The 19,860-nt window shown below is 65.3% G+C and carries 25 protein-coding genes and 2 tRNA genes; 8 read left to right on the forward strand and 19 right to left on the reverse strand.

Translation table 11 applies throughout. The features are described from left to right. The 8 genes from G1H11_RS21775 to G1H11_RS26105 form a co-directional block, all read right to left on the reverse strand. The coding region (locus G1H11_RS21775) for a DUF6531 domain-containing protein (protein ID WP_163820727.1) at window positions 1-1,222 on the reverse strand (1,222 nt) is incomplete at its 3' end. 264 nt (window positions 1,223-1,486) lie between these two features. Continuing rightward, complete coding sequence (locus G1H11_RS21780) at window positions 1,487-2,446, reverse strand: M23 family metallopeptidase (protein ID WP_163820728.1); 960 nt, start codon at window positions 2,444-2,446, stop codon at window positions 1,487-1,489. 39 nt (window positions 2,447-2,485) lie between these two features. Further along, window positions 2,486-2,860: a hypothetical protein gene (locus G1H11_RS21785; protein WP_163820729.1), complete on the reverse strand. Its 375-nt coding sequence runs from the start codon at window positions 2,858-2,860 to the stop codon at window positions 2,486-2,488. A gap of 354 nt (window positions 2,861-3,214) precedes the next feature. Beyond that, entirely contained in the window at window positions 3,215-3,874 is a 660-nt protein-coding gene (locus G1H11_RS21790) for a hypothetical protein (RefSeq protein WP_163820730.1), read from the reverse strand. 11 nt (window positions 3,875-3,885) lie between these two features. Continuing rightward, a complete protein-coding gene (locus G1H11_RS21795; protein ID WP_163820731.1) occupies window positions 3,886-5,604 on the reverse strand; it encodes a hypothetical protein in 1,719 nt (572 codons plus the stop codon). Between the two features lie 62 nt (window positions 5,605-5,666). Beyond that, entirely contained in the window at window positions 5,667-6,569 is a 903-nt protein-coding gene (locus G1H11_RS21800) for a hypothetical protein (protein WP_163820732.1), read from the reverse strand. Between the two features lie 280 nt (window positions 6,570-6,849). Continuing rightward, on the reverse strand, window positions 6,850-6,999 hold the full coding sequence (locus G1H11_RS21805) for a hypothetical protein (RefSeq protein WP_163820733.1): 150 nt from the start codon (window positions 6,997-6,999) through the stop codon (window positions 6,850-6,852). Window positions 7,000-7,158: 159 nt separating this feature from the next. Continuing rightward, complete coding sequence (locus G1H11_RS26105; RefSeq protein ID WP_216844016.1) at window positions 7,159-7,497, reverse strand: winged helix-turn-helix domain-containing protein; 339 nt, start codon at window positions 7,495-7,497, stop codon at window positions 7,159-7,161. A 194-nt stretch (window positions 7,498-7,691) separates the two neighbouring features. On the opposite strand from G1H11_RS26105, the gene G1H11_RS21815 reads away from it, so the two are divergent. After that, on the forward strand, window positions 7,692-7,955 hold the full coding sequence (locus G1H11_RS21815; RefSeq protein WP_163820734.1) for a helix-turn-helix domain-containing protein: 264 nt from the start codon (window positions 7,692-7,694) through the stop codon (window positions 7,953-7,955). 215 nt (window positions 7,956-8,170) lie between these two features. Beyond that, a complete protein-coding gene (locus G1H11_RS21820; RefSeq protein WP_163820735.1) occupies window positions 8,171-8,593 on the forward strand; it encodes a hypothetical protein in 423 nt (140 codons plus the stop codon). Between the two features lie 171 nt (window positions 8,594-8,764). Here the strand turns inward: G1H11_RS21820 and G1H11_RS21825 are convergent, their stop codons facing one another. The 7 genes from G1H11_RS21825 to G1H11_RS21855 all read right to left on the reverse strand — a co-directional run bounded on the left by G1H11_RS21825 (window position 8,765) and on the right by G1H11_RS21855 (window position 11,112). After that, window positions 8,765-9,013: a hypothetical protein gene (locus G1H11_RS21825; protein WP_163820736.1), complete on the reverse strand. Its 249-nt coding sequence runs from the start codon at window positions 9,011-9,013 to the stop codon at window positions 8,765-8,767. A gap of 360 nt (window positions 9,014-9,373) precedes the next feature. Further along, entirely contained in the window at window positions 9,374-9,688 is a 315-nt protein-coding gene (locus G1H11_RS21830; protein WP_163820737.1) for a hypothetical protein, read from the reverse strand. 24 nt (window positions 9,689-9,712) lie between these two features. After that, complete coding sequence (locus G1H11_RS21835; protein WP_163820738.1) at window positions 9,713-9,991, reverse strand: hypothetical protein; 279 nt, start codon at window positions 9,989-9,991, stop codon at window positions 9,713-9,715. Window positions 9,992-10,015: 24 nt separating this feature from the next. Beyond that, on the reverse strand, window positions 10,016-10,342 hold the full coding sequence (locus tag G1H11_RS21840; protein ID WP_163820739.1) for a hypothetical protein: 327 nt from the start codon (window positions 10,340-10,342) through the stop codon (window positions 10,016-10,018). A gap of 13 nt (window positions 10,343-10,355) precedes the next feature. Beyond that, window positions 10,356-10,535: a hypothetical protein gene (locus G1H11_RS21845; protein ID WP_163820740.1), complete on the reverse strand. Its 180-nt coding sequence runs from the start codon at window positions 10,533-10,535 to the stop codon at window positions 10,356-10,358. Between the two features lie 273 nt (window positions 10,536-10,808). Next, window positions 10,809-10,958, reverse strand: a complete 150-nt coding sequence (locus G1H11_RS21850) for a hypothetical protein (RefSeq protein ID WP_163820741.1) — start codon at window positions 10,956-10,958, stop codon at window positions 10,809-10,811. Next, window positions 10,951-11,112 carry a hypothetical protein gene (locus G1H11_RS21855; RefSeq protein WP_163820742.1) on the reverse strand — a complete coding sequence of 54 codons (162 nt, stop codon included), beginning with the start codon at window positions 11,110-11,112 and terminating at the stop codon, window positions 10,951-10,953. The genes G1H11_RS21850 and G1H11_RS21855 overlap by 8 nt, the downstream gene beginning before the upstream one ends. A gap of 568 nt (window positions 11,113-11,680) precedes the next feature. Here G1H11_RS21855 and G1H11_RS21860 point away from each other — a divergent pair. The 3 genes from G1H11_RS21860 (at window position 11,681) to G1H11_RS21870 (ending at window position 13,933) form a co-directional block, all read left to right on the forward strand. Further along, complete coding sequence (locus G1H11_RS21860) at window positions 11,681-12,004, forward strand: hypothetical protein (protein WP_163820743.1); 324 nt, start codon at window positions 11,681-11,683, stop codon at window positions 12,002-12,004. A gap of 340 nt (window positions 12,005-12,344) precedes the next feature. Next, complete coding sequence (locus G1H11_RS21865) at window positions 12,345-12,557, forward strand: helix-turn-helix transcriptional regulator (protein WP_216844017.1); 213 nt, start codon at window positions 12,345-12,347, stop codon at window positions 12,555-12,557. After that, window positions 12,536-13,933 carry a tyrosine-type recombinase/integrase gene (locus G1H11_RS21870; protein WP_216844018.1) on the forward strand — a complete coding sequence of 466 codons (1,398 nt, stop codon included), beginning with the start codon at window positions 12,536-12,538 and terminating at the stop codon, window positions 13,931-13,933. The genes G1H11_RS21865 and G1H11_RS21870 overlap by 22 nt, the downstream gene beginning before the upstream one ends. Before the next feature lie 117 nt (window positions 13,934-14,050). Here G1H11_RS21870 and G1H11_RS21875 read toward each other — a convergent pair. After that, window positions 14,051-14,126 (reverse strand) — tRNA-Glu (locus G1H11_RS21875). Window positions 14,127-14,364: 238 nt separating this feature from the next. On the opposite strand from G1H11_RS21875, the gene G1H11_RS21880 reads away from it, so the two are divergent. Beyond that, window positions 14,365-14,658 (forward strand): DUF6412 domain-containing protein, encoded by a 294-nt coding sequence (locus G1H11_RS21880; RefSeq protein WP_163820744.1) that lies wholly within the window; start codon window positions 14,365-14,367, stop codon window positions 14,656-14,658. Between the two features lie 111 nt (window positions 14,659-14,769). Continuing rightward, complete coding sequence (locus G1H11_RS21885) at window positions 14,770-15,513, forward strand: membrane protein insertase YidC (RefSeq protein WP_163820745.1); 744 nt, start codon at window positions 14,770-14,772, stop codon at window positions 15,511-15,513. A gap of 726 nt (window positions 15,514-16,239) precedes the next feature. Here the strand turns inward: G1H11_RS21885 and G1H11_RS21890 are convergent. The 3 genes from G1H11_RS21890 to G1H11_RS21900 form a co-directional block, all read right to left on the reverse strand. Next, window positions 16,240-16,311: transfer RNA gene (locus G1H11_RS21890), tRNA-Gln, on the reverse strand. Between the two features lie 87 nt (window positions 16,312-16,398). After that, window positions 16,399-17,940 (reverse strand): glutamate--tRNA ligase, encoded by a 1,542-nt coding sequence (gene gltX / locus G1H11_RS21895; RefSeq protein ID WP_343074903.1) that lies wholly within the window; start codon window positions 17,938-17,940, stop codon window positions 16,399-16,401. A 140-nt stretch (window positions 17,941-18,080) separates the two neighbouring features. Next, the gene (locus G1H11_RS21900; protein WP_163820746.1) at window positions 18,081-18,881 is read right to left on the reverse strand and encodes a fumarylacetoacetate hydrolase family protein; all 801 of its coding nucleotides are present in this window, start codon (window positions 18,879-18,881) and stop codon (window positions 18,081-18,083) included. 107 nt (window positions 18,882-18,988) lie between these two features. On the opposite strand from G1H11_RS21900, the gene G1H11_RS21905 reads away from it, so the two are divergent. Beyond that, complete coding sequence (locus tag G1H11_RS21905; protein ID WP_343074904.1) at window positions 18,989-19,843, forward strand: 3-methyladenine DNA glycosylase; 855 nt, start codon at window positions 18,989-18,991, stop codon at window positions 19,841-19,843. The last annotated feature ends 17 nt before the right edge of the window (window positions 19,844-19,860 follow it).

A 19,860-nucleotide genomic window follows, 5' to 3' on the forward strand; every position in this document is an offset into this window, starting at 1 on the left:
CCATCGCATCAGTGACAGACGCCACGTCGCTGTTCGGGGTCCATTCCTGCGAACGAGTTCGCCCTAAAGCGTCGGTGACCTCGATGACGCGGTCATCTGAGTCGAAGACGAACACCGAATCGTGACCGTTCGGATCGGTCACGGTCGTCTCGTCACCGTCGTAGGCGAACGAGGTCACCGCGGCGTCGCCGCTCTGAGCGTGCTGCGTCAGGTACCGCCTGATCTCGGCGACACGGTCCGAGCCGTCGTAGGAAATCTGGGTGCTGTACCCATTCGGGCTGGTCACCCATTCCAGCAGGCCGTCGCTGTTGTAGCCGTACACAGTGATTACCGCTGGCTGCCCGGGCAACGTCGGCGCGGTCACCGTGCTCAGCCGACCAGCCGAATCGTAACCGTAGACCGTCTCCCGGCCGCCAGCATCAACAACATGGGTAGCCCGGCGAGAGGTGTCGTGGAAGATGTCCGTGGAGCGATGGGCGGCGTCCCGCATGCCCCAACCCACCTGGGTACCAGGAAACGGCCCGTCGATATGGACCATGGAATCATTTCCTACATCGTTGCGGTCACGGTCACTGGTCAACGTCCCGCTCGATGTGAACCGCAACCACTCCCCTGTACGCTGGTATTCGACCCTATATCCACCACCACTGAGCTCGGTCAGGTCAGCATTGAGTCCCGGCGGTGCGACCCAATCGCCGTTCGAATCCTGCGTGAACGTCTGCGCGAACCCTGTCGGGCCGTAGAAGGTCGCTTCATCATTGTCGACGTCGAGACGGATATCCGGCCAGGCCGACAACGTCCACCGATCCCGCAACGGCGACGTCGTTGAATCATTCGCCAGACTGTTGTAGTAGCGATCGATCCGGTGAGCGACGCCCGGAGCATCGATCTGCACGTCATTCGCCTCGAGCAGAAGATTCCCGTTGCCAATGTTCACCCGCAACACAGAACTATCCCATAATTCGAAGTCCTGAAACGAAAAGAACGGCATCGCACCCGTAGACGACGTTCCGATAGATAAAAGTCCTGCACCAAACCCCTCGCCGTCGCCGTCCTCACTCAATAGCTCTTCACGGAGTAGCTGCTCGAACTCCTCGACCTCGACAGCGCCATCGACGTCTCGCACCGCTTCATCCGGCGCATCCCACACCGGCAAGTCTTTCAGTTCCAGGGTTTCAACTACTGGACCCGCATCTGCAATTTCAGTGTCGACTCCCACCATGGAAACACATAGAGCCACACTTAATGCCGAAAACCCCACCCTCTTATCGAACCCGCGCATACTCAGGCCCACCCTCGTGCCACCCATAACTAACTCCCCACCCCTCGATAGCTTGCCCTCAGCTAACAAAAACTTTGCAACTCTGTGAACCCAGAAACATATAACGAATAAATAACGAAGAACTCAATGCTGATGATTTGATCATGAACCTAAGTCCTGGCTCATCTCTTGGTCGCCGACTTGACCTGGAAGCATGCGCGTGTCTTATGGCTCAAGACTCTCAGTCTGGAACCACGATTCTGGGTCAATCGGCGATCCGTTGGCTGTGATGGTCAGGTGCAGGTGTGGGCCGGTCGAGAGTCCTTCGTGTCCGACGGTTCCGATCTTCTGGCCGGGGTGGACTGTCTCACCTCGGCCCACGGTTGATGTGCTCATGTGTCCGTAGACGCTTGCGTGCCCGTCGGCGTGGGTGATCTCGACGGTGTTCGGGCCGGACCAGACCCGGTACCCGGTGTAGGTGACGGTGCCGGCGGCGATGGCGCGCACGGGCGTGCCGGAGGGTGCAGCGAAGTCGAGTCCGTCGTGGAGTTTCCATTCGCCGGTGATGGGGTGCTCGCGGTAGCCGTATCGGTCGGTGATCCGGTAGGCGCCTTTCCCGATCGGCAATACGGCTGAACACGAATGGCCTTCGGTGAGGTCGGCTAGCCAAGCCCGCGCGCGCTGTTCCCACCGGCCGTAGCGTTCCGGGTAGGCGCTTCGCTGCACCGCCTGAGCGGCGTCGCCGACGGGAATGCGGTGCCATTCCGCGATGTCGAGCAGACCGGGCGGCTCGCTTGCCGCGCCGAGGCTGTTCGGCCCACCGGGGCCGCCGTAGAACGCCCGGGCGGCGTAGGAGACGTCCATGATCTGGCCTGGTGTCCCCCACCCCATAGAGGGTCGCTGCTGGAACACCCCGAGTGAGTCCCGGTCCCCGTAGTCGAGGTTACGCACGCCCGACTCGACGGCCGCGGTCACCAGCGCCACGATCAGTCCCCTGCGTGGGACGCCCGCCTTCTGGCCTTCAGCGATGATGATTCGTGCGACGCGGGACTGCTCGTCGTCCAGGCCAGGTGCCGTGCCTGTTGCGGCGCAGTGCTCGCCCCAGATGTCGCCGTCGGGCTCTTCGTCGTCAAGGTCGTCACCCAAGACCACGCTGGCGCCCAGTGCCGCCGTAAACAGGAACATCACAGGCACCAGGAAGGCAGCTGCGGCTTTGCCGAGCATCTACGGTTGCCGATCTACGACGCGCAGCACGCGGCAGCCGGACCATTCGTCGGCGCACCCGATGAGCATCTGCAGGGACGGGTGCACGGTCTGAGTCTGTGACGTGCCGTCCGGTTGATCGAACGTGATTCGCTGGTGCCCGGTGACCAGGACCATGGTGGTGCTCGCGCCTGCTGCCGCCAGTTCTGCACTCGTCTGGATGGGTTCGACGCCGACCGGTTCGCGCACGTCGAAGTTTGCCCGCTGATGGTGGTCGGCCAGTCGGTCCCACACGTCCGGCGCAGGCACGAGAGCCACGACCCCGGCAAGGTCCGAGTCGTCAGCGAACGCCGCCATGGCTTGCTCGGTGTTGTCGTCGTCGCCCCCGAGGGTCACCGACCACAAGGCGTCCGCGTAGGCGTCACGATCCAGTCGGTAGTCCGCGCCGTAGGTGGTTTCAGCGACCCACCGGGCAAGCAGTTCCGGTCGCCTGTGGGAGGCGACGGGATCCGTGGCTCGGTCTGCGAGTCACGGGTGAGCATTTCAGGTCCCGTTGGGGTCGGGTCCGGCGTAGACGTGGCTGTTGGAGACGATGTCGCCGGATCGGTCGGTCGTTCGCCACCGCCGCCGATGACACTCGCAAGCGTCACGGCGAGAAGCGCTGCGGCGACGGCCGCGATAGCTGCGATTCCTCTGAGGTGTCTCACGTCGTCTGTCCGCCTTTCTTCTGGGACGGCCACGAGGTCGGGGTCATAGGTCGATTCCCTGCCTCGAGGCACCCGGTGTGACGGTGAGCGGGGTATCTAGCGGTCCCCATTGGCGTCGACGCGCCATCACGGTGATGGTCACCAGCAGCGCTCGCGAGGCAGCGTCGTAAGAGAGCTGCCCGTGCTCGACCGCGGCGACCACGCGTTGGCCGACAGCGTCGGCTTCCGGGCGGATCGTGTCCGCGACGGGACGGAGGATCCGTGCGTCGGTGTGTACGGGTTGCAACTCCCAGCCGAGCTGGTCCAGCCGGTACAACCCATACGTGTCCGGGTCGAGGTGAAAGGACCCATGCGCGCCGTCGCGCCGCTGCCCCGTGCCGTCGGTGATCACATCCCGGAAGTCGACGCGTACCCGGTCGCCGTTCCAGCTCAGGCGGTCCAGCGCCGGCTGCGCTTCGCCGGCGGGTGTGGCGTAGCTGGTTCGCTGCATCACGTGTCGTCGTGCCGTGTGCAGGTCAGCTTGGCGAGCGACGATCGCGGCCATCACGTCGCGGTTCACCAGCGGGCACATCGGATCGCCGTTCGATCTTGTGGACTGATCTGCCCAGGCTGCGACCTCAAAGGCGGTCAAGTATCCCCCACCACTGCGGTGGTTGGCTCGGACGTGTTCCCACGTGCCCGAGACGAAATGTGCGTCATTCATTCCGGCACCTCTCACTCCTTCTGCTCGGCGTTCTGGTTCAGGCCCAGATGGGCCACTACGTCGGTCCGGCGGATGGCGTGCACCCGCTCGTCGTCGACGACGAGCAATGCCCCGCACGCCGTCGCGGCGTGCGGGATGGGTGTCTGCGGGGAATCGCGCAGCGTGCCGTGACGGTCGACGGTCACGACCTGACCGGTTCGGCGTCTCCCCCAGATCCGCTCATCGACGTGCCGAAGCCAGGTGATGTCTGCTTCGACGATCGGATCGAACGCAGCCGCGACCGGCAGGAGCACCGGCCCAAGGCCGACCATGACCGGCGTATCGCCAATAGTGGCGACCAATTCAGCCTGCTCAACGTCCGCCCACGCAGCCTTCGCCGACACGAGCGGCTGCCCGTCGGCGGTGTCATGAACGACAACGATGACATCGCGTTGCGGGTCCGGTTCACCTGGCTCGTCCCAGACAACCGTCACGGTGTGCCCGGCCATACCTGCAAAGCGTCGTGGCGTCATGCCCTCCGGGCCTATCAAGGTGACCCGTTCAGTGAGGCCACTATCGATGGGTGTGCGGTGAAGAGCAGGGCGGCCGTCGGAGGCGACGACGTCACCGTTGATCGCGCCCATCGCCGTTGCTCCATCCGGAACGGGCACCCATTTCAGGCCCGTGTCGGTCAGAACGCCTGCTTCTGTTGGCTTCTCCGGGTCGGTGACCATGAGCTGGCCGCCGGCGCGACTCAGCTCAGCTCGCGGGCCAATATTGTCGACGACGGTCGCCGCGTCGCCGACGCCTTTCATGACGATCAGCTCGCGGTGATGCCAGGCGATGACGTCACGCCCGGCACGACCGATCACAGCCAGTGCGCTGGTGGGTTCCTGCGCAGAAGACCATCTCTGGGTTCCGGTGCGTGCATCGACAAGCCGCACGTTCCCATCACTGGTCTGCACGGCGACCGAGCGGCCAGCATCAGCTATCAGCGGTTTCGTGCCTGCAGCGATGCCTACGCTCCATACCGGCTGGAGCGAGCCAATGGCGGTACGTCCTATCTCCGCCAACGAAGCCGTCGTCGCCCCGCGGCTGGTGTCACCGCCTGTCGCCTGCAAGGTGAGCAAGCAGACGAGAAGCACCCCCATGGCACACGCCACCACCGGTGTCACGCCCCGTCCTGCGGGGTAGCGCCCGTCCCCGGCGCGGACGCCACCCCGACCTTCGGTGACAGGCGCCGCCGCGTCATCTGCCTGGCGGTCAGCGCCCCAAGCAGGCGACCAGCCATTACCGTCGCTACCGTCGTCGCCCTGTACGCGGGCGGCGTTCGGAGCCGAGGCCCCGACACGTGGCGCTGCGTCGTCGTAGCCAGACTCATCAACCGACTGCGGATCCCCAGCCCTGTCGTGGACATCCTGCTCTTCTTCGCCAGCGGGTATGGGTTGCTCAGTGTCCGGGCACAGTGGAGCATGTTCCGGTTCCGGGCGTTCGTTTGTGACGGCCGGCTGAATCAATGGCGAGGTAGTGGTGGGGTTGACGACGTTGCGGTAGGCGCGGCCGCGCTCGTCGACCGTTCTCACCAGCAACGGGCCGCCCGCAGCCGTCGCCATCGTGGCCAGCAGCGCCCATGCCTCGGATCGATCGACGATCCTCTCCCCGTCTGCACAGGCCGGACCCGACTGGGTGGCCGTGGCGTCACCGAGTTCATCCACGGTGATCACCACAGTCACGTCCGGTCGATACGCCAAGAAGCCCTCCTTCGCTGAGCCGGCGGCACAGGATTCACAGAACGCGCGGGGCCCGTATGTCGTCAGGCAGGAACCGCACAGCGGTGGGTATCAGCTGCTGCGTTGCGGAACGGTGCCGCGAATCGGTCCACCCGCGCCGCAAACGCCGAAGGAGTGACCGTTCGGCCGCTGCCCTCGCCTTGACACTCACGGCGCAGCGCCAGCCACGCCGATTCCTCCGGACCGCCGCGGCGAGTGCCGATCAGTAACTCGGCAAGAGCACGGCGTTGGGTGTGGGTGAGCCCGTTGAGCTGCTCGCACCGATACACGGCCGTATGCATGCGCGACTTGGAATCCGCCGAGGACGCGGCGTCGATGACGCCGAGGATCGCGTCCGCCGCCACGGTGGCTGGCGCTCCAGCGGCCACCAAGTCTTCATGAACCGTGCGCAACGCCTGATCCCAGTCCGCGGTCACGTCCACGTCCAGGGCGGCGAGGACCTCGTCGCTGACGGGGTCATCGCTCGCGTTGCCATTGGAACCGGAGCCGAAACGCGTCTCGGCGCAGTCGCCGACGCGGATCATCGTGTGCAGGTGGTGAGCCGGCATCCGTGAGCGCACCTTGGACTCCAGCAGATGACGGGCATGCCGCTCGGACACGCCCAGCTCGTCTGCCAGCGTCGCCGCGCTCGCCAAATGTCGCATCGCCGTGCGAAGCAGCGACCACGGCGACCTGGCCCGCAACACGGACTCGGCGTCGGTCTTCAGGAACTCCCACGCCAGCCCGGCCAGGTGATCCGCCCGATGCGGATCCTCGATCGCGCCATACGGCGAGATCCATCGACGCGCCACTGATCGCAGCGCATCGATCACCGCACGTCCGGTCGGGCCGTCCCAACCACCATCCGCGGGCATCCGACGCAGCGCGGCCCGCAACCCATCGTTGCTGCAGACGTCGCCGACGTGACTGTTCGTAGTCTCACGCACCGTGAACCTCCCACATCCCTGCGGACACAGACGCGGTCCCGGCACTCGCCGGCTTGGATAGGGCTTCTGCGTGGCCGCTCGGTCGCTTTAAAGGCCCGATCACAACGGGCAGCCCTCACCGAGAATCCGACCGAACGACTGACCGAGCTCCTTACCGAGGACGACGGCGCAGCTCAGCGGCTGGATAATCCGTCGCGGCCGTCGAGCGGATGATCTGACGTGCCCGCTGACCGTGTCCTCCCCAAGGACCATGTCGACGTGTCGGTAAGGCATCCCACACTCACCACTCCCGGCCCACCCGTCGCACGCAATGTCCGTGTCCGGAGGCGTAACGACGGTGAGCATCCACCAGCAGCACCCCCAGCCACTGGGCCATCTCCCACTCCAGGTGCACCGCCGCCGACGACTCGCCGTCGACCATGAGGACCAAGCCCGGCCTGCCTCCCCGACCGCCGCGTCAAGAGACAACGCCACCTGGGACCCACTATCCGAGCCCGGCACCATTCCGAGATCGTGACGATGCCGGCCGTCATGGCCGCCAACCAGGCCAGAAAGGTCACACCATGCGGAACACGACCGCTCGCTGCGCTCAGTCATCGCTCACCGGCCCCACGACATAGGTGCCTTTGGCCGCCACAACACGGACCAGACCACGAGACGCCAGCACACCCACGGCCCGCCGGACCGTACCCAGCGATACGCCGCAATCCCGCGCGAGCTCCCGCTCTGACAGCAGCCGGGCGCCCGGCTTCAGCACTCCTGAGTCGATCAATGCCGTCAGGTGCTCAACAAGCTTCACGTAGACATAGCCAGGGGGACCTGAGTTGGGGTCGAACAACCCCTCCGCGTCTTCTGAGTCGCGATCATGCTCCCGTGGACCGCGCGCTTCGGCTGTCACGTGGGCGTTCGCCGGTAGATTGGTTGCCACGGCCTGAACCTCCTGTCAGGTTCGGTCGAGGCCTCGGCCGGCGTTGCAGTCGCCGAGCCGGGGCCGTCTCTTTGTAGTGCGCCCACCTAAGTCGGAGCGTGCACCTGATTTGTGAACTGCTCAGCACCACTGTATTGCTGACCAATACAGTGGTGCAAGGCTAACTCGACGAGCCGCCCGATACGCTCAAGAACATGGACAAGCCGCTGGTCGATCTGGACCGCCTCCGCGCGATCGCCGACCCAGCCGAACGTGCCCTTGCCGCTGGCGAAGTCCTGAACGAGATGCCGAACCTGGCCGAAGAGCTACGCAAACTTCGCCAGGCGGCCGTCCTGGAACTGCGGGACGCTGGATGGTCATACGCCCAGATCGCTGAACGGCTCGGCCTCCACCGCAATCGGGTGCAGCAGATCGCCCAAGGCTTCACGAGCAAAGACCGGCGTCGAGCAAACGATTGATCACGCCCTCCAGCCATGTACGCACCGGGTGTGACGAACGAGTAGGACTCACGGTTGTCGACGGACTGCCCGAGCAGGACCGCGAGCAGTTGCGGGGAGATTTGCCGGGACTGGACAACAGCTGACGCTAGGGTCTTTGTCCTCTGGTGCTGAGCGAAGCCGATGATGATGATCAGGCGAGAGCCGACTTAGGGATTATGTGAGGGGAAGGTGGCGTGCTGAAGACCTGGAAGTGCGATATCTGTGGCGAAGCCACGGAGAGCGTCGAAGACGCCTACGCCTACTGGAGGGATGACGTACAGGGGAGGGAGGTCGACTTCAAGATCGCGCACAAGATGCGATGCGACCCCGGGCCTGAGTTCGTGAACTGTATGGACATCGACGAATTTCTCGGCGACGACGGTCTGACCCGGCTTCTCGCCATGTTGAGTGCCGGTCCGCTGAAAGGACCACAAGGCGGGGAGGTCCATGTCGCAGACCTCAACGAGTTCGTCGATTTCGTCCGGCGTCTACACACTCCTGGCTACGAGGAGGCTCGTCCCCACTTCAGAAGTCACGAAGTGCAAGAGGCCTATTGCGATACAGATGAGGTGTTCCCATACCTCCAGGAGAACCTTGAGCAGATAGCTAAGAGCTAGCTGTTTTGGCCACCACGCGATCTTCTGGTCAGGACCGACGCCCGGCGAGACGTGTCGCGAGCGTGCTTTCAATTTCGAGAGAGGTGTTTGCCGCTACGCTGGCGTTTCCCCATGCCGAAGCCCCGGCCGAATTCGGGTCGGCCGGGCCTTCGTGGTGGGTGAGGGCAAGGTTTACTGGCCGACGATGCCCCTCGCGGCTGCGCGGGTCTCTAGGGCAAGGCATCCATCAGGTGCCTCAAGGACCATGTTGGCCCAAAGCACAAAATCGGCGCGCATCTCCACTTGTATGAGTTCTTCGCGCCCTTCCTCGTCGCGGGCCGCCCACCAGGTGAGCGGATCGGAGCTTGTCTTATCGGCATCCCAATCGTCGTACATGCCTTGGATCTTCTCCGCCATCTGATTCTCGTGCCGTTCAATCACAATGATGGCCTCCTCGCACGGGGAGGCCGGCTCGTCAACCCGTTCCGGCGTGTCGCCACAGCCCGCGAGTCCAACGAGGACCGTGAAGCCGAGGCCGATGAGAACTCGGATACGCATGTCAACCCCCAAATGAAGGCCTCATTCTGACAGGTGCCGGACATCGCCGCTAGGGCACACGAGCCCCAGAAGCGGAGCTCCTTTTCTCATGCGAGCCGGGCCAGCTTCAGCCGCTCGGCGACCAAGCTGTACCCACGCTGCAAGTGTTTCGCGCACAGCAGGATCTCGGCGTACTCGTCTGCGACCTCGGCCGTGCAACGTTCGCCGTTGCGGCGGAGGTACCGGCACTGTTCGTATGCGCGCTCACAGCCACCACGCCCCGATCAGGATGCCGAGCGCGAGGCTGGTGAGAACGAGCAGCACGTCCCGCAGCCAGGCGAGGTCGGGCCGAAAGGCGGGGGCGTTGACCTCGATGTGGCCGCCCTGCCATTCGTCGAACTCGGCCTGCAGCTTACGCATCGCCTCATCCATCTCCGGTGTGTGGGACATGCCGCGAGCACGTTCGGCGTTGTACCGGGCCAGTACTTCGAACTTCTCCGGCATCTCGCGGCCGGTGAGCGCGAGTATTTGCGGCCACTGAGCCTGAGTGGCGGCCAGTGCCTGCTCGGCGCCGCGCATGCCGCGGGTTTCCAGAACTTCATTTCAGCCCTCCACGAGCGCGAGGTTCGGACGGGTGTTGGACGCTGGGTGGGTCGCGGCGCGCTCGAACGCGACCCGCAGTGCACGACGGATGTCCTCGACGTCAAATTCGCTCAAGAACACGGCCATGGATCGCTTCTCGGCGCCGGCCTCGTAGGTCAACTCGATCCGGACCTGCGGCTCGAGGGGCTCGGTCTCGACCCAGGCCGGGCAGACCGACAGCTCGTGGCAGTCGTCCAGCTCGATGATGGTAGTTCCGCTGAGGGTGGTGGGTGTGGTCATGGTTTCTCCGTTCGGTTCAGTGGGTCAGGCTTCGAGGAACATCCACACGTCGCAGTCAGTCGAGTGGGTGTGGACGACGTAGGCGGCGCCATGGTCCGGCCGGTCGAAGTCGGCGCGAACCTCGACTTGGGCGTGCGCGCAGCAGTCGCCGCGGGGAGGCACGTACGGCAACGTTGTGAGCGTGATGAACGTTGCGTAGTCCGGCTGGGGCTTCGGCTCCGCCGTGTACAACCCGCACGTGCCGCACGGCTCCCCGTGGGAGCTAGCGACGTCGTTGCACTCACTGCAACTCGCGGGAGTTTCGGTGAGGCTCTCTGTGCCCGGGTCGGGTAGTTGGTGCTGGTCGGTCATCGTGATTCTCCTGTCAGCTGGCCACGCTGCGGGCGCAGTCGCGGCAGAGGTGGTCGGCGGGCGGTTCAGTGCCAGGTGCCCACGGCCAGCCGCACATCCGGCATTCGTTCGCGGTGCTGGCGGCGTACTCGTCCTTGCGTTCCCTGAGCAGGCGGTTACGGACGACGATGGCTCTGGCGCCGTTGGTGACCATGCCGGTGGCGGTCCGCTATTCCACGTCGTCGATGAAGCCGCCGACAGCGTTCTCGATCGCCTCGATGAGGGCGTCGTCGTCGATGCGTCCTTCGTCGTAGTCGCGTTGCAGTTGTGCCCATGGCCGGGTCTTGGATTTGGGATGAATGACTGAGGGGAGAGCAGGTTCCGGCTTCGCCGGGGCCCGTCGACGTGTTCTTGTCGGCCTGCTCGACGCGGTCGTAGCTACCTAGCGGCGCCGGGATGTCCTGAATGCTCAGTTGCTCGTTGGTGCTCATGCCGCCGCCCCGCATTCCTCGCGGAGGCGTTTCCGGTCGATGGCAAGCCGGACGATCCGGGCTGCGCGGGCCAGCGTGGGCGGATCGTCGACGGCGCGAGTCTGAGACTCCTGGCACGGTGGGTCGGTCGCGATGCGGTCAGCCATCGAGCGCCGCCAGCTCGGCCTGGGCTGCCTCGATGGCCTCCTCGGCGCGAATCCGTAGGAACTCGCGTCGAAGACGCTCGATCTCGGCCTCATCGGCGCCATGACTGACCGCGCTGGCCAGATAGGCACGGGCCCTTGTCGAGCGTGGGTCCATCGGGCCAAATTTTGCCGATCGGCTACTTGCGCGTAGGCGTGATTGCACTACCATCCGAGGTAGTCCTTCCTGTGGAGGTTGGGCGCTGCCCCGGCCTTGCTGTCGCGTCTCTCGCCAAAGATTCCGCGATAGCAGGCCGGGCTTTTGCATCTGGGCGCTAGGCCCGACGCTTCGAGATACTAGGGCCGGGATACGCCTCACACAACCTCAACACGCACATCGGTCGGCGAACCCCGATACCTCCCGTGACCTGCGGTATAGGGGTGTACCACAAGATTCCGACAAGCCGCGCCCTTAGCACTTTCCACAGGGTTATCCATAACCGCTGGCGTTCCCACGATGTTGCCTACAGACACGTCTAGACACGTACAGTCCGGACTAGAGCGTTACTCGCACATACGTATACGTACATATTCGTAGCCACTCCCGTCAGACATCGGCCCCATCTCGGACACGGGCTGGGGACGTTTCATGCAGCCTGTCCACAGGTTCGAGATGTTCGCTGTGAGCAGAATCGACTGCTCACATTCTGAGATTCGGTGGCTAAGGTCACACGGTCGCGCAAGGGGTGTTCAGCGCCACCCGAGCCCACCAGACGCTGGTCGGCCAGCACCTCGGCCATGCCGAGCCGACGCCCCCTGCCGACCAGCTGATCGAAACGCTGGAACCCCGACTGACCTGTGCGATCAGCTTCGCCACCCGCCTGCTCCCGCCGGAGGACCGGACCCGAGTCAACGAGGAGTTCGACGCCGAAGTCTGGTCCAGCCTGTCACCCAGCACCCAGCACGCTGTGCACTCACTGGCCGCGCAACTGGAGGGTTCATGGACCGTGGAAGAGTTGACCGGCCCTCGTCTATTCGATCCCCAAGCTCCAGCTCGGGCTGTCGGCTGACGCGGCCCCCACCCCTGAGCTGAAGAAGGCACAACGCGAATTCTTCAAGTTCCTTTATCGCCTGTTGTGCGGTGCCGATACGGGACCACGGCTGCCGACACTATTCCTGTCCATCGGACCAGCCAAGACACGCGACCTGGTCATCGACGACACCAACGACCCCGGACCAGGCACGTCGCAACCAAGGGTGGCAACCGTCCCCAGGAAGCACTAAGAGCCACAACCAGGACATCCCACCCAACACTGAATCGCGCCGCTCCAGCAGCGTGCACAAACGAACGTCTCCCTCTCAGCAAAGGCCCACACGTCGATTGGGCCCGCGGAGAGAGGACAACACGCCGTGGCCACTCAATCAGCTCACACCCTGCGTTCCCATCGGCATCTCACCGTGGCGGACATCTGCGAAGAGCTCGGCATCTCGCGGTCCACGTTCTACGAGTGGCGCGTCAAGAACACCGCGCCACCGTGCATCAAGCTCCCCAATGGCGAACTCCGCGTCCGCCGCGCAGATCTCGACGCCTGGATCGAGTCATGGACGGAGCACACCGTCTGATGCTCACCAGCTACAACGCCCGCGTCTGGAAAACCACCGTTCGCAAGGGCACCCGAGTCACCACCTATTACGTGCGCTGGGGCGTAGACGGCCGGGCATTCAACCGGTCTTTTCGAAAACGAGCGCAAGCGGATAGCTTCCGCTCCGAGCTGGTGTCAGCTGCCCGCAAGGGCGAGGCATTCAATGTGAACTCCGGCCTACCAGAATCGATGCAACAGGCCGACAAGGAGATTTCTTGGTATGAGTTCGCCTGCGACTACGTCGACGCCAAATGGCCCAAGTCGGCGGCCACCACTCGCCGCACCATCGCCGAGGCAATGACCGCCGTCACCTGTTCGATGTTCACCACCGACCGCGGTCAACCCGACGGCGTACAGCTTCGGTCCGCAATAAAACGGTACGCGTTCAACACCAGCCGCCGAGCCAGCCCCGACATCCCCGACATCCCCGAACAGGCTACGCAAGCGCTGCGCTGGGCCAGCCGACACACCCGTCCAGCAGCAGACCTCAACGACCCACAAGTCCTACGGAAAATTCTCGACGACCTGGCCATACGCCTAGACGGCACCCCGCGGGCACCGAGTGTGGTTTCCAGGTGGCGACGAATCCTGCACAACGCCGTCGAGTACGCCATCGAACGCAAGATCCTCACCACCAATCCCATACCGGCGCTCAAATGGAAACCACCTCGCACCGTTCAGGCCGTCGACCGCCGCCGCGTCGCCAACCCCAGCCAAGTACGAGCATTACTCACCGCCGTTGACAAGCGTGCACCTCACCTGGTCGCCTTCTACGCCTCCTTGTACTTCGCCGCCCTGCGTCCGGAAGAAGCCGCCGCGTTAGCCAAGCAGAGCATCGATGGGCCGGCTGAGGGCTGGGGCAAGATTCACCTCGAGAACGCCAAGCCTCACGCTGGCAGCGAGTGGACCAACTCCGGAGATGAACGCGACAATCGCCAACTCAAGCAACGCGCGATCGGCGAGACCCGCACCGTACCGTGCCCGCCGGAACTCACCGCACTGCTACGTCGCCACATCAAACGGTTCGGTACCACAGCGGACGGGCGACTCTTCGTCGGCGAACGCAACACCGACCACCTTCCGGCCCTCAGCGTCACCCGAACATGGGCTCATGCCCGAGAGTCCGTCTTCGGCGAGAATGCCGGAACGTCTCACGTCGCGGCCAGACCCTACGACCTACGCCACGCAGCCGTCTCGACATGGCTCAACGCCGGCGTCCCGGCAACCCAGGTCGCCGAATGGGCAGGCCACTCCGTCGACGTCCTCCTCAAGATCTACGCAAAGTGCATCGACGGCGACGCAGCGCGCAACCAAGCCAAGATCGACAACGCTCTGGGGCGCTCGATCGGCGACTAAAACTTCAACACGTATTCAACAAGAACAGTCGGAGAAACCCGTTTCCAGCCGGAGACAGCCGGACACACGAAGAGCGCCCCTCACTCGCGTTTCCGCAGGTGAGGGGCGCTCTACCAGTGGTAGCCCCGACGGGATTCGAACCCGCGCTACCGCCTTGAGAGGGCGGCGTGCTAGGCCGCTACACAACGGGGCCTTTGCAGTGCATCGACGCGGTGCGTCGCAGTTCGGAACTCTACCCGACCTTGCCTCAGCTCACCAAACTGGGCGCAAACGCAGTGTTCGGAAGGGCCGGCCCATCCGCATCAGCCTCCGTTGAGGGGCAACGCGGAACGCGGCACGACGTCGCGTCACCAGCGCGTCGCGATCCCACTCTCGACCGACAGCTGGCGTGAGGCTAGGCTGGAGATCACGCTCTTCATTCGGAGGCACAGGTGCTGCTCGCGCTCATGACCACGTTCGTCGTGGTCTTCGGCGCCGGTCCGGATTCCGCGACTTCGGGCGAGCTGACGGCAGGGCTGCTGTCGATGGTCGCGTTTGTCGTCGTGGCTGCCGTGCTTGCCCGGGTGGCGTTCCAGCTCCCAGGCGTCGACGCGACTGCGGCCACTGTGCGGTCACGGTCCCTCCGACGTCTCGCCGCTCGCCTCGGAACCGTCGTCGTCCGCGATCCTGACGCGCCCGGCCGCACGCGTCCACGAGCACCCGGCTGCGCGGTCGTCCCCGCGTAGCGGCGTCGGCCACCTCACCTTTACCTGAGCCCACTCTTTGAGGCCTTTCGACGGCGTATGCGCGAGGACATCGTCCGCGTCCCGTCGGTTCTCTCAAGAGAGTTGGTCCTCGTGTACACGTTCGGCCCCATCGCGTTCCTCATCGGCCTGGCATCCTCCATCGTCTCGGTTCTCATCGGCCTGCTGAGCCCGTTGGCCGGCACCGCCGCGCCCGCGTTGTCCATCGTCGTCCTCACCGTCCTGGTCCGAGCAGCGCTGGTGCCGCTGGGGTGGATCCAGATGCGGGCCGAGTTCGCACGCCGCCGGCTGGCACCTCGCCTCGCCGAACTGCGTCGGAAATACGGGAGTCACCCGGTGCGGCTGCGTGAAGAAGCCATGCGCCTGTACCGGGACGAGGGTACGTCGCCGCTGGCCGGCTGCCTGCCCGCGCTGCTACAGGCTCCGGTTTTCCTCGCCGTTTATGGCCTGTTCTTGTCCCCCACCGTGTCGGGCGAGTCCAACACCCTCCTGGAGGGGACGCTCTTCGGCGTTCCGCTCGGGGAGCGCCTCGTGGCGCTGACGGGTGACCTGATCGCGATGGCGCCGTTCGCTGGGCTCGGCGCCGCCCTGGTCGCCGTCGCCTGGCTGCAGCGCCGCACGACGCCGCCGCTGACGGCCGAGCCGGACAAGCCGACGGTCGACACCATGCGGAGGGTCACCGGCGTCCTGCCGTTTCTCGTGGTCGTCGCCGTGCCGATTGCGCCGCTCGCCGCACTCGTGTACCTGGTTACCACGACGACGTGGACGCTGGTCGAACGCGTCGTCCTCCGTCGAGTGATGGCGACCCGACAGCCACCCGCCCGGCCGGGCTCGTAACACCATGCACTGCGCCGATTTCCTCGCATGCCAGGTGAGCGCCTGGATTTCGACCGTCACCGGCCTGGACAGGTGGCTGTGCAGGTGTGGCCTACCGACGGAGAGCAACCTGTGCGGCAATGCCCGCGTTGAGCAGCAGTGCTGAGCCCCGCAACGCTAGCCGCGGGAGCCTCCACCGTTCACGAGCATCGACTATTTCGACGGCCCATCGGGTTACCGGAGTCGACAATCGTCATTGCTCGTCCCGAAACGCAGGCGGAAATCATCGCTGTTCGACTCGTCGATGCTGGAGGACCCCTGACCTGAAGCCTGTTCCACGTGAGCAGACGCGGCGAGCGCCGAGAACACGCTGAGTGCGGCCGCCATGGTCAGCGCCGCCCCCACGTTGACAATGTTCCTGAATGCCATTCTCATCGACCCTTCTATCAACCGGAGAGACCGTACTGTTCTTCATCGCAGCCAGAGGCGCTACCGCCTCTGTGCTTCATGATCAACAACAGGGTGACGTGCATACTACGCCGTCCGCACGACGGTGTGAATAGGCCAGATGAAAACTCGCATGAATCCGACCAAAGGGCGCGGTCACCTGTACCACTCGCGCCATGTCATAGCGCAGCCGTCACCGGGCGCCGACGCACGGGAGGCTAGGCGGCCGCACGCATGGAAGTTGCCCACGGCTTGTCGGAAAAACGGAACGCGATGTCCCTGATCAACGCAGAATTGTTGCTGGGGTACCAGGACTCGAACCTAGACTAAGTGAACCAGAATCACTCGTGCTGCCAATTACACCATACCCCACGGTTTCGGGCGGGATCACCGCCCGATCGCCCGGTAAGAATAGCCGCTGAGCGCGCTGCTCACCAAACCGGCACGACGCGACCTAGGTCACGCCTTGGCATCGGTCAGCGGCAGTGCCGCGTCGATCCGGGCGAGCGTGCGTTCCCGGCCGAGCAGCTCCATGGACTCGAACAGCGGCGGGGACACCCGGCGGCCGGTGACGGCAACCCGGACGGGGCCGAACGCCAGCCGGGGCTTGAGCCCCAGACCCTCTACCAGAGCAGCCTTCAGCGCATCCTGGATGGGTTCAGTGGCCCACGTCTCCAGCTCACCCAGGGCGGACCTGGCGGCCTCCAGGACGGAGCGAGCATCGGCCGTCAGCACCTTGGCCGCGTCCCCCGCGTCAAGCTGGAACGCGTCGTCGGCGGCGAACAGGAAGCCGAGCATGCCCACCGACTCGTCGAGCACGGCCATCCGCTCCTGGACGAGCGGCGTAGCCGCGCGCAGCACCTCCACCGACTCCGGCGTGGGCGGGTGCTCCAGCAGCCCGGCGTCCTGCAAATGCGGCACCATCCGCTCGGCCAGCTCCTCGACCGGGAGCCGGCGCAGCCAAATGCCGTTGATCGCTTCGGCCTTCTTCAGATCGAAGCGGGCGGCGTTCGAGTTCACCCTGGTGATGTCGAAGGCCTCGGCCATCTCCTCCATGGAGAAGACCTCCCGGTCCTCGCCGATGGCCCAGCCGAGCAGCGCCAGATAGTTCAGCAGCCCCTCCCGGAGGAAGCCGCGGTCGAGGTAGAGCTGCAGCGACGACTCTGGCTCCCGCTTGGACAGCTTCTTGCCGCCTTCGCCGGTAACCAGCGGCAGGTGGCCGAACCGTGGCAGCGGACCGGACGCGATGCCCAGGTCACGCAGCGCTTCATGCAAGACGAGCTGGCGCGGCGTCGAGGAGAGCAGGTCCTCGCCGCGCAGCACGTGAGTGATGCCCATCAGGGCGTCGTCCACCGGATTGACCAGCGTGTACAGGGGGTGTCCGTTCGCCCGCACCAGGACGTAGTCGAACAGGTTGTCCTGGTCCACGCTGATCTCGCCACGGATCAGGTCGGTGAACCTGACCGTCTCGTCGGGGGTGCGCATCCGCAGCACCGACTCGCGTCCCTCGGCCTGGAAGGCGGCGATCTGCTCCGGCGTCAACGAGCGGCAGTGCCCGTCGTAACCGCTCGGCTTCCCGGCGGCCCGTGCCGCCTCGCGTCGTTCCTCGAGTTCGGCGGTGGTGCAGTAGCACGGATAAGCCTTGCCGGCCTCGGCGAGCTTGCGAGCCACGTCGTCGTAGAGCTCGCGGCGCTGCGACTGCCGGTACGGGCCGGCGTCACCGCCCACCTCGGGGCCCTCGTCCCACGTCAGTCCGAGCCAGCGAAGCGACGCGAGCAGAGCCTCGTAGGACTCCTCGGAATCGCGCGAGGCGTCGGTGTCCTCGATCCGGAACACGAACGTGCCGCCGTAGTGCCGGGCGAACGCCCAGTTGTACAGCGCCGAGCGAATGAGCCCGACGTGCGGGTTACCCGTGGGCGACGGGCAGAACCGGACTCGGACGTCTTTCGGGGCGACGTCGCCGAGCACAAATGCATCCGACGAGTTGACGCCGTCAGTCACTGAAACCACCTTCGATTAAGTCGATACGTCCGCGCGGTGGGCGCGCGGACCCGCCAGCATGCAGGGTAACGCGCCCGCGCCGGGCCTTGCCGATGATCATCGACGATCGCGCACATGATGATGCTCGAGGCCGTCGATGATCATGGGGAGGGGGCGTCGTCGTCGGGTGCGACGACCTGGTTGGACAACAGGCCGATCCCCTCGATCGAGACGACGACGTGGTCGCCGGCCTGGATCGGGCCGACGCCGGCCGGCGTCCCGGTGAGGATCACGTCGCCCGGCAGCAGCGTGAAGGCGGAGCTGATGTAGGAGACCAGGGTGGGCACGTCGAACACCATCTGCGACGTCCGGCCGACCTGACGCGCCTCGCCGTTGACCACGCAGCGCACCGACAGGTCCGCCACATCCAGATCGGTCTCGATCCAGGGACCGAGGGGGCACGACGAGTCGAAACCCTTGGCGCGGGCCCACTGGCCGTCCTTGCGCTGCAGGTCGCGCGCTGTGACGTCGTTGGCGCAGGTGTAACCGAGAATGACCTCGGGCACCCGCTCCCGCGGGACGTCCTTCGCGATCCGCCCGATCACCACCGCGAGCTCCGCCTCGTGATGGATCTCGTCCGACGCCGGGAACATGACGATGGGATCGTCCGGCCCGATCACCGCGGTGTTCGGCTTGAGGAAGAGCAACGGCTCCTCGGGCACGTCGTTCCCCAGTTCGGCGGCATGGTCGACATAGTTGCGACCCACCCCGATCACCTTGCTTCGCGGGATCACCGGCGCCAGCAGGCGGACCTCGTCGAGGGCGAGCTTCTCACCCGTCAGCTGCACCGGTTTGTACAGCGGATCGCCTTCCAGCACCGCCAGCACCGTCTGGCCGTCCTGATCCTCACCAACCGCGCCGAATCGGGGATCGTCACCCGTCGTGAACCTCGCTATACGCACGCAACGGAGGCTATCTCGCCACGCTGCCGAATACCGAACCGGTCCGCGGCGCATATTCACTGACCGGTCCGTGGGGCGAGACCGGACGTGTCTCCTACGCTGGACCGGTGCGGTACGTGAGTGAGCCGGAGTGGCGTGCGCGGATGGAGGCGTACGAGCAGCGGGTCGACGCCCTGATCGCGCCCCATCTGGCGCGGCAGCACAGCGGACGCAAGCATCCCGTACACGACTTCCTTTTCACCTACTACAACAATCGCCCCGCTCACCTGCGCCGATGGCATCCAGGGCCGGGCGTCGTCTTGGCTGGTGAACCGCCGCACTCCGGATGGCGCGGCTATGTCCAGACCCCGGACGGGACCGTCGTCGATCCGGATTTCGTCGAGCGCCGCCGGAACCTCGTCGAGGGAACGCGTCGCCTGCTCTCCGCCACCGCGTCGCGCCCCGCGTTCACCGGTTGTTTCGGCCTGCACGAGTGGGCCATGGTGTATCGCACCGCGGCGGGCGGCGTCCGGCACGAGGACTGGCCGCTGCGGCTCGGACACCAAGGCACGGACGAGGTCGTCGAAGCGCACCAGATCCGCTGCTCGCATTTCGACGCGTTCCGGTTCTTCACCGACGACGCGCGTCCGCGGAACTCGCTCCAGCCGACCAGCGGCACCCGGGAGACGCACGAGCAACCCGGCTGCCTGCACGCCAACATGGATCTCTACAAGGTCTGCTTTCGGCTGGCTCCGCTCATCCCGAGTGAGCTGACCCTGGAGGCGTTCGAGCTGGCCGGCGAGATCCGCGAACTGGACATGCGCGCCTCCCCCTACGATCTGGCCGGCCTCGGCTACCAGCCGATCCGCATCGAGACCCGCGAGGGCAAGGCCGAGTACGCCGCGGCACAGCGCGCCTTCGCCGACCGTTCTGCGGCTCTGCGCGGTCGCATCCTCGAGGCCTTCGCCCCGCTGCCGCTGTGAAACGGCGGCGCTCCGAA

Origin of the sequence: Phytoactinopolyspora alkaliphila (assembly GCF_010550695.1) — a bacterium.
GTDB lineage: Bacteria > Actinomycetota > Actinomycetes > Jiangellales > Jiangellaceae > Phytoactinopolyspora > Phytoactinopolyspora alkaliphila.

Coding starts and splice junctions, on each gene's coding strand:
- G1H11_RS21850 (WP_163820741.1), bottom strand. CDS start 10,958: ATGGCTGACCGCATCGCGACCGACCCACCGTGCCAGGAGTCTCAGACT.
- G1H11_RS21845 (WP_163820740.1), bottom strand. CDS start 10,535: ATGGTCACCAACGGCGCCAGAGCCATCGTCGTCCGTAACCGCCTGCTC.
- G1H11_RS21830 (WP_163820737.1), bottom strand. CDS start 9,688: ATGCGCGGCGCCGAGCAGGCACTGGCCGCCACTCAGGCTCAGTGGCCG.
- G1H11_RS21840 (WP_163820739.1), bottom strand. CDS start 10,342: ATGACCGACCAGCACCAACTACCCGACCCGGGCACAGAGAGCCTCACC.
- G1H11_RS21790 (WP_163820730.1), bottom strand. CDS start 3,874: ATGAATGACGCACATTTCGTCTCGGGCACGTGGGAACACGTCCGAGCC.
- G1H11_RS21835 (WP_163820738.1), bottom strand. CDS start 9,991: ATGACCACACCCACCACCCTCAGCGGAACTACCATCATCGAGCTGGAC.
- G1H11_RS21855 (WP_163820742.1), bottom strand. CDS start 11,112: ATGGACCCACGCTCGACAAGGGCCCGTGCCTATCTGGCCAGCGCGGTC.
- G1H11_RS21870 (WP_216844018.1), top strand. CDS start 12,536: ATGGACGGAGCACACCGTCTGATGCTCACCAGCTACAACGCCCGCGTC.
- G1H11_RS21780 (WP_163820728.1), bottom strand. CDS start 2,446: ATGTTCCTGTTTACGGCGGCACTGGGCGCCAGCGTGGTCTTGGGTGAC.
- G1H11_RS21815 (WP_163820734.1), top strand. CDS start 7,692: ATGGACAAGCCGCTGGTCGATCTGGACCGCCTCCGCGCGATCGCCGAC.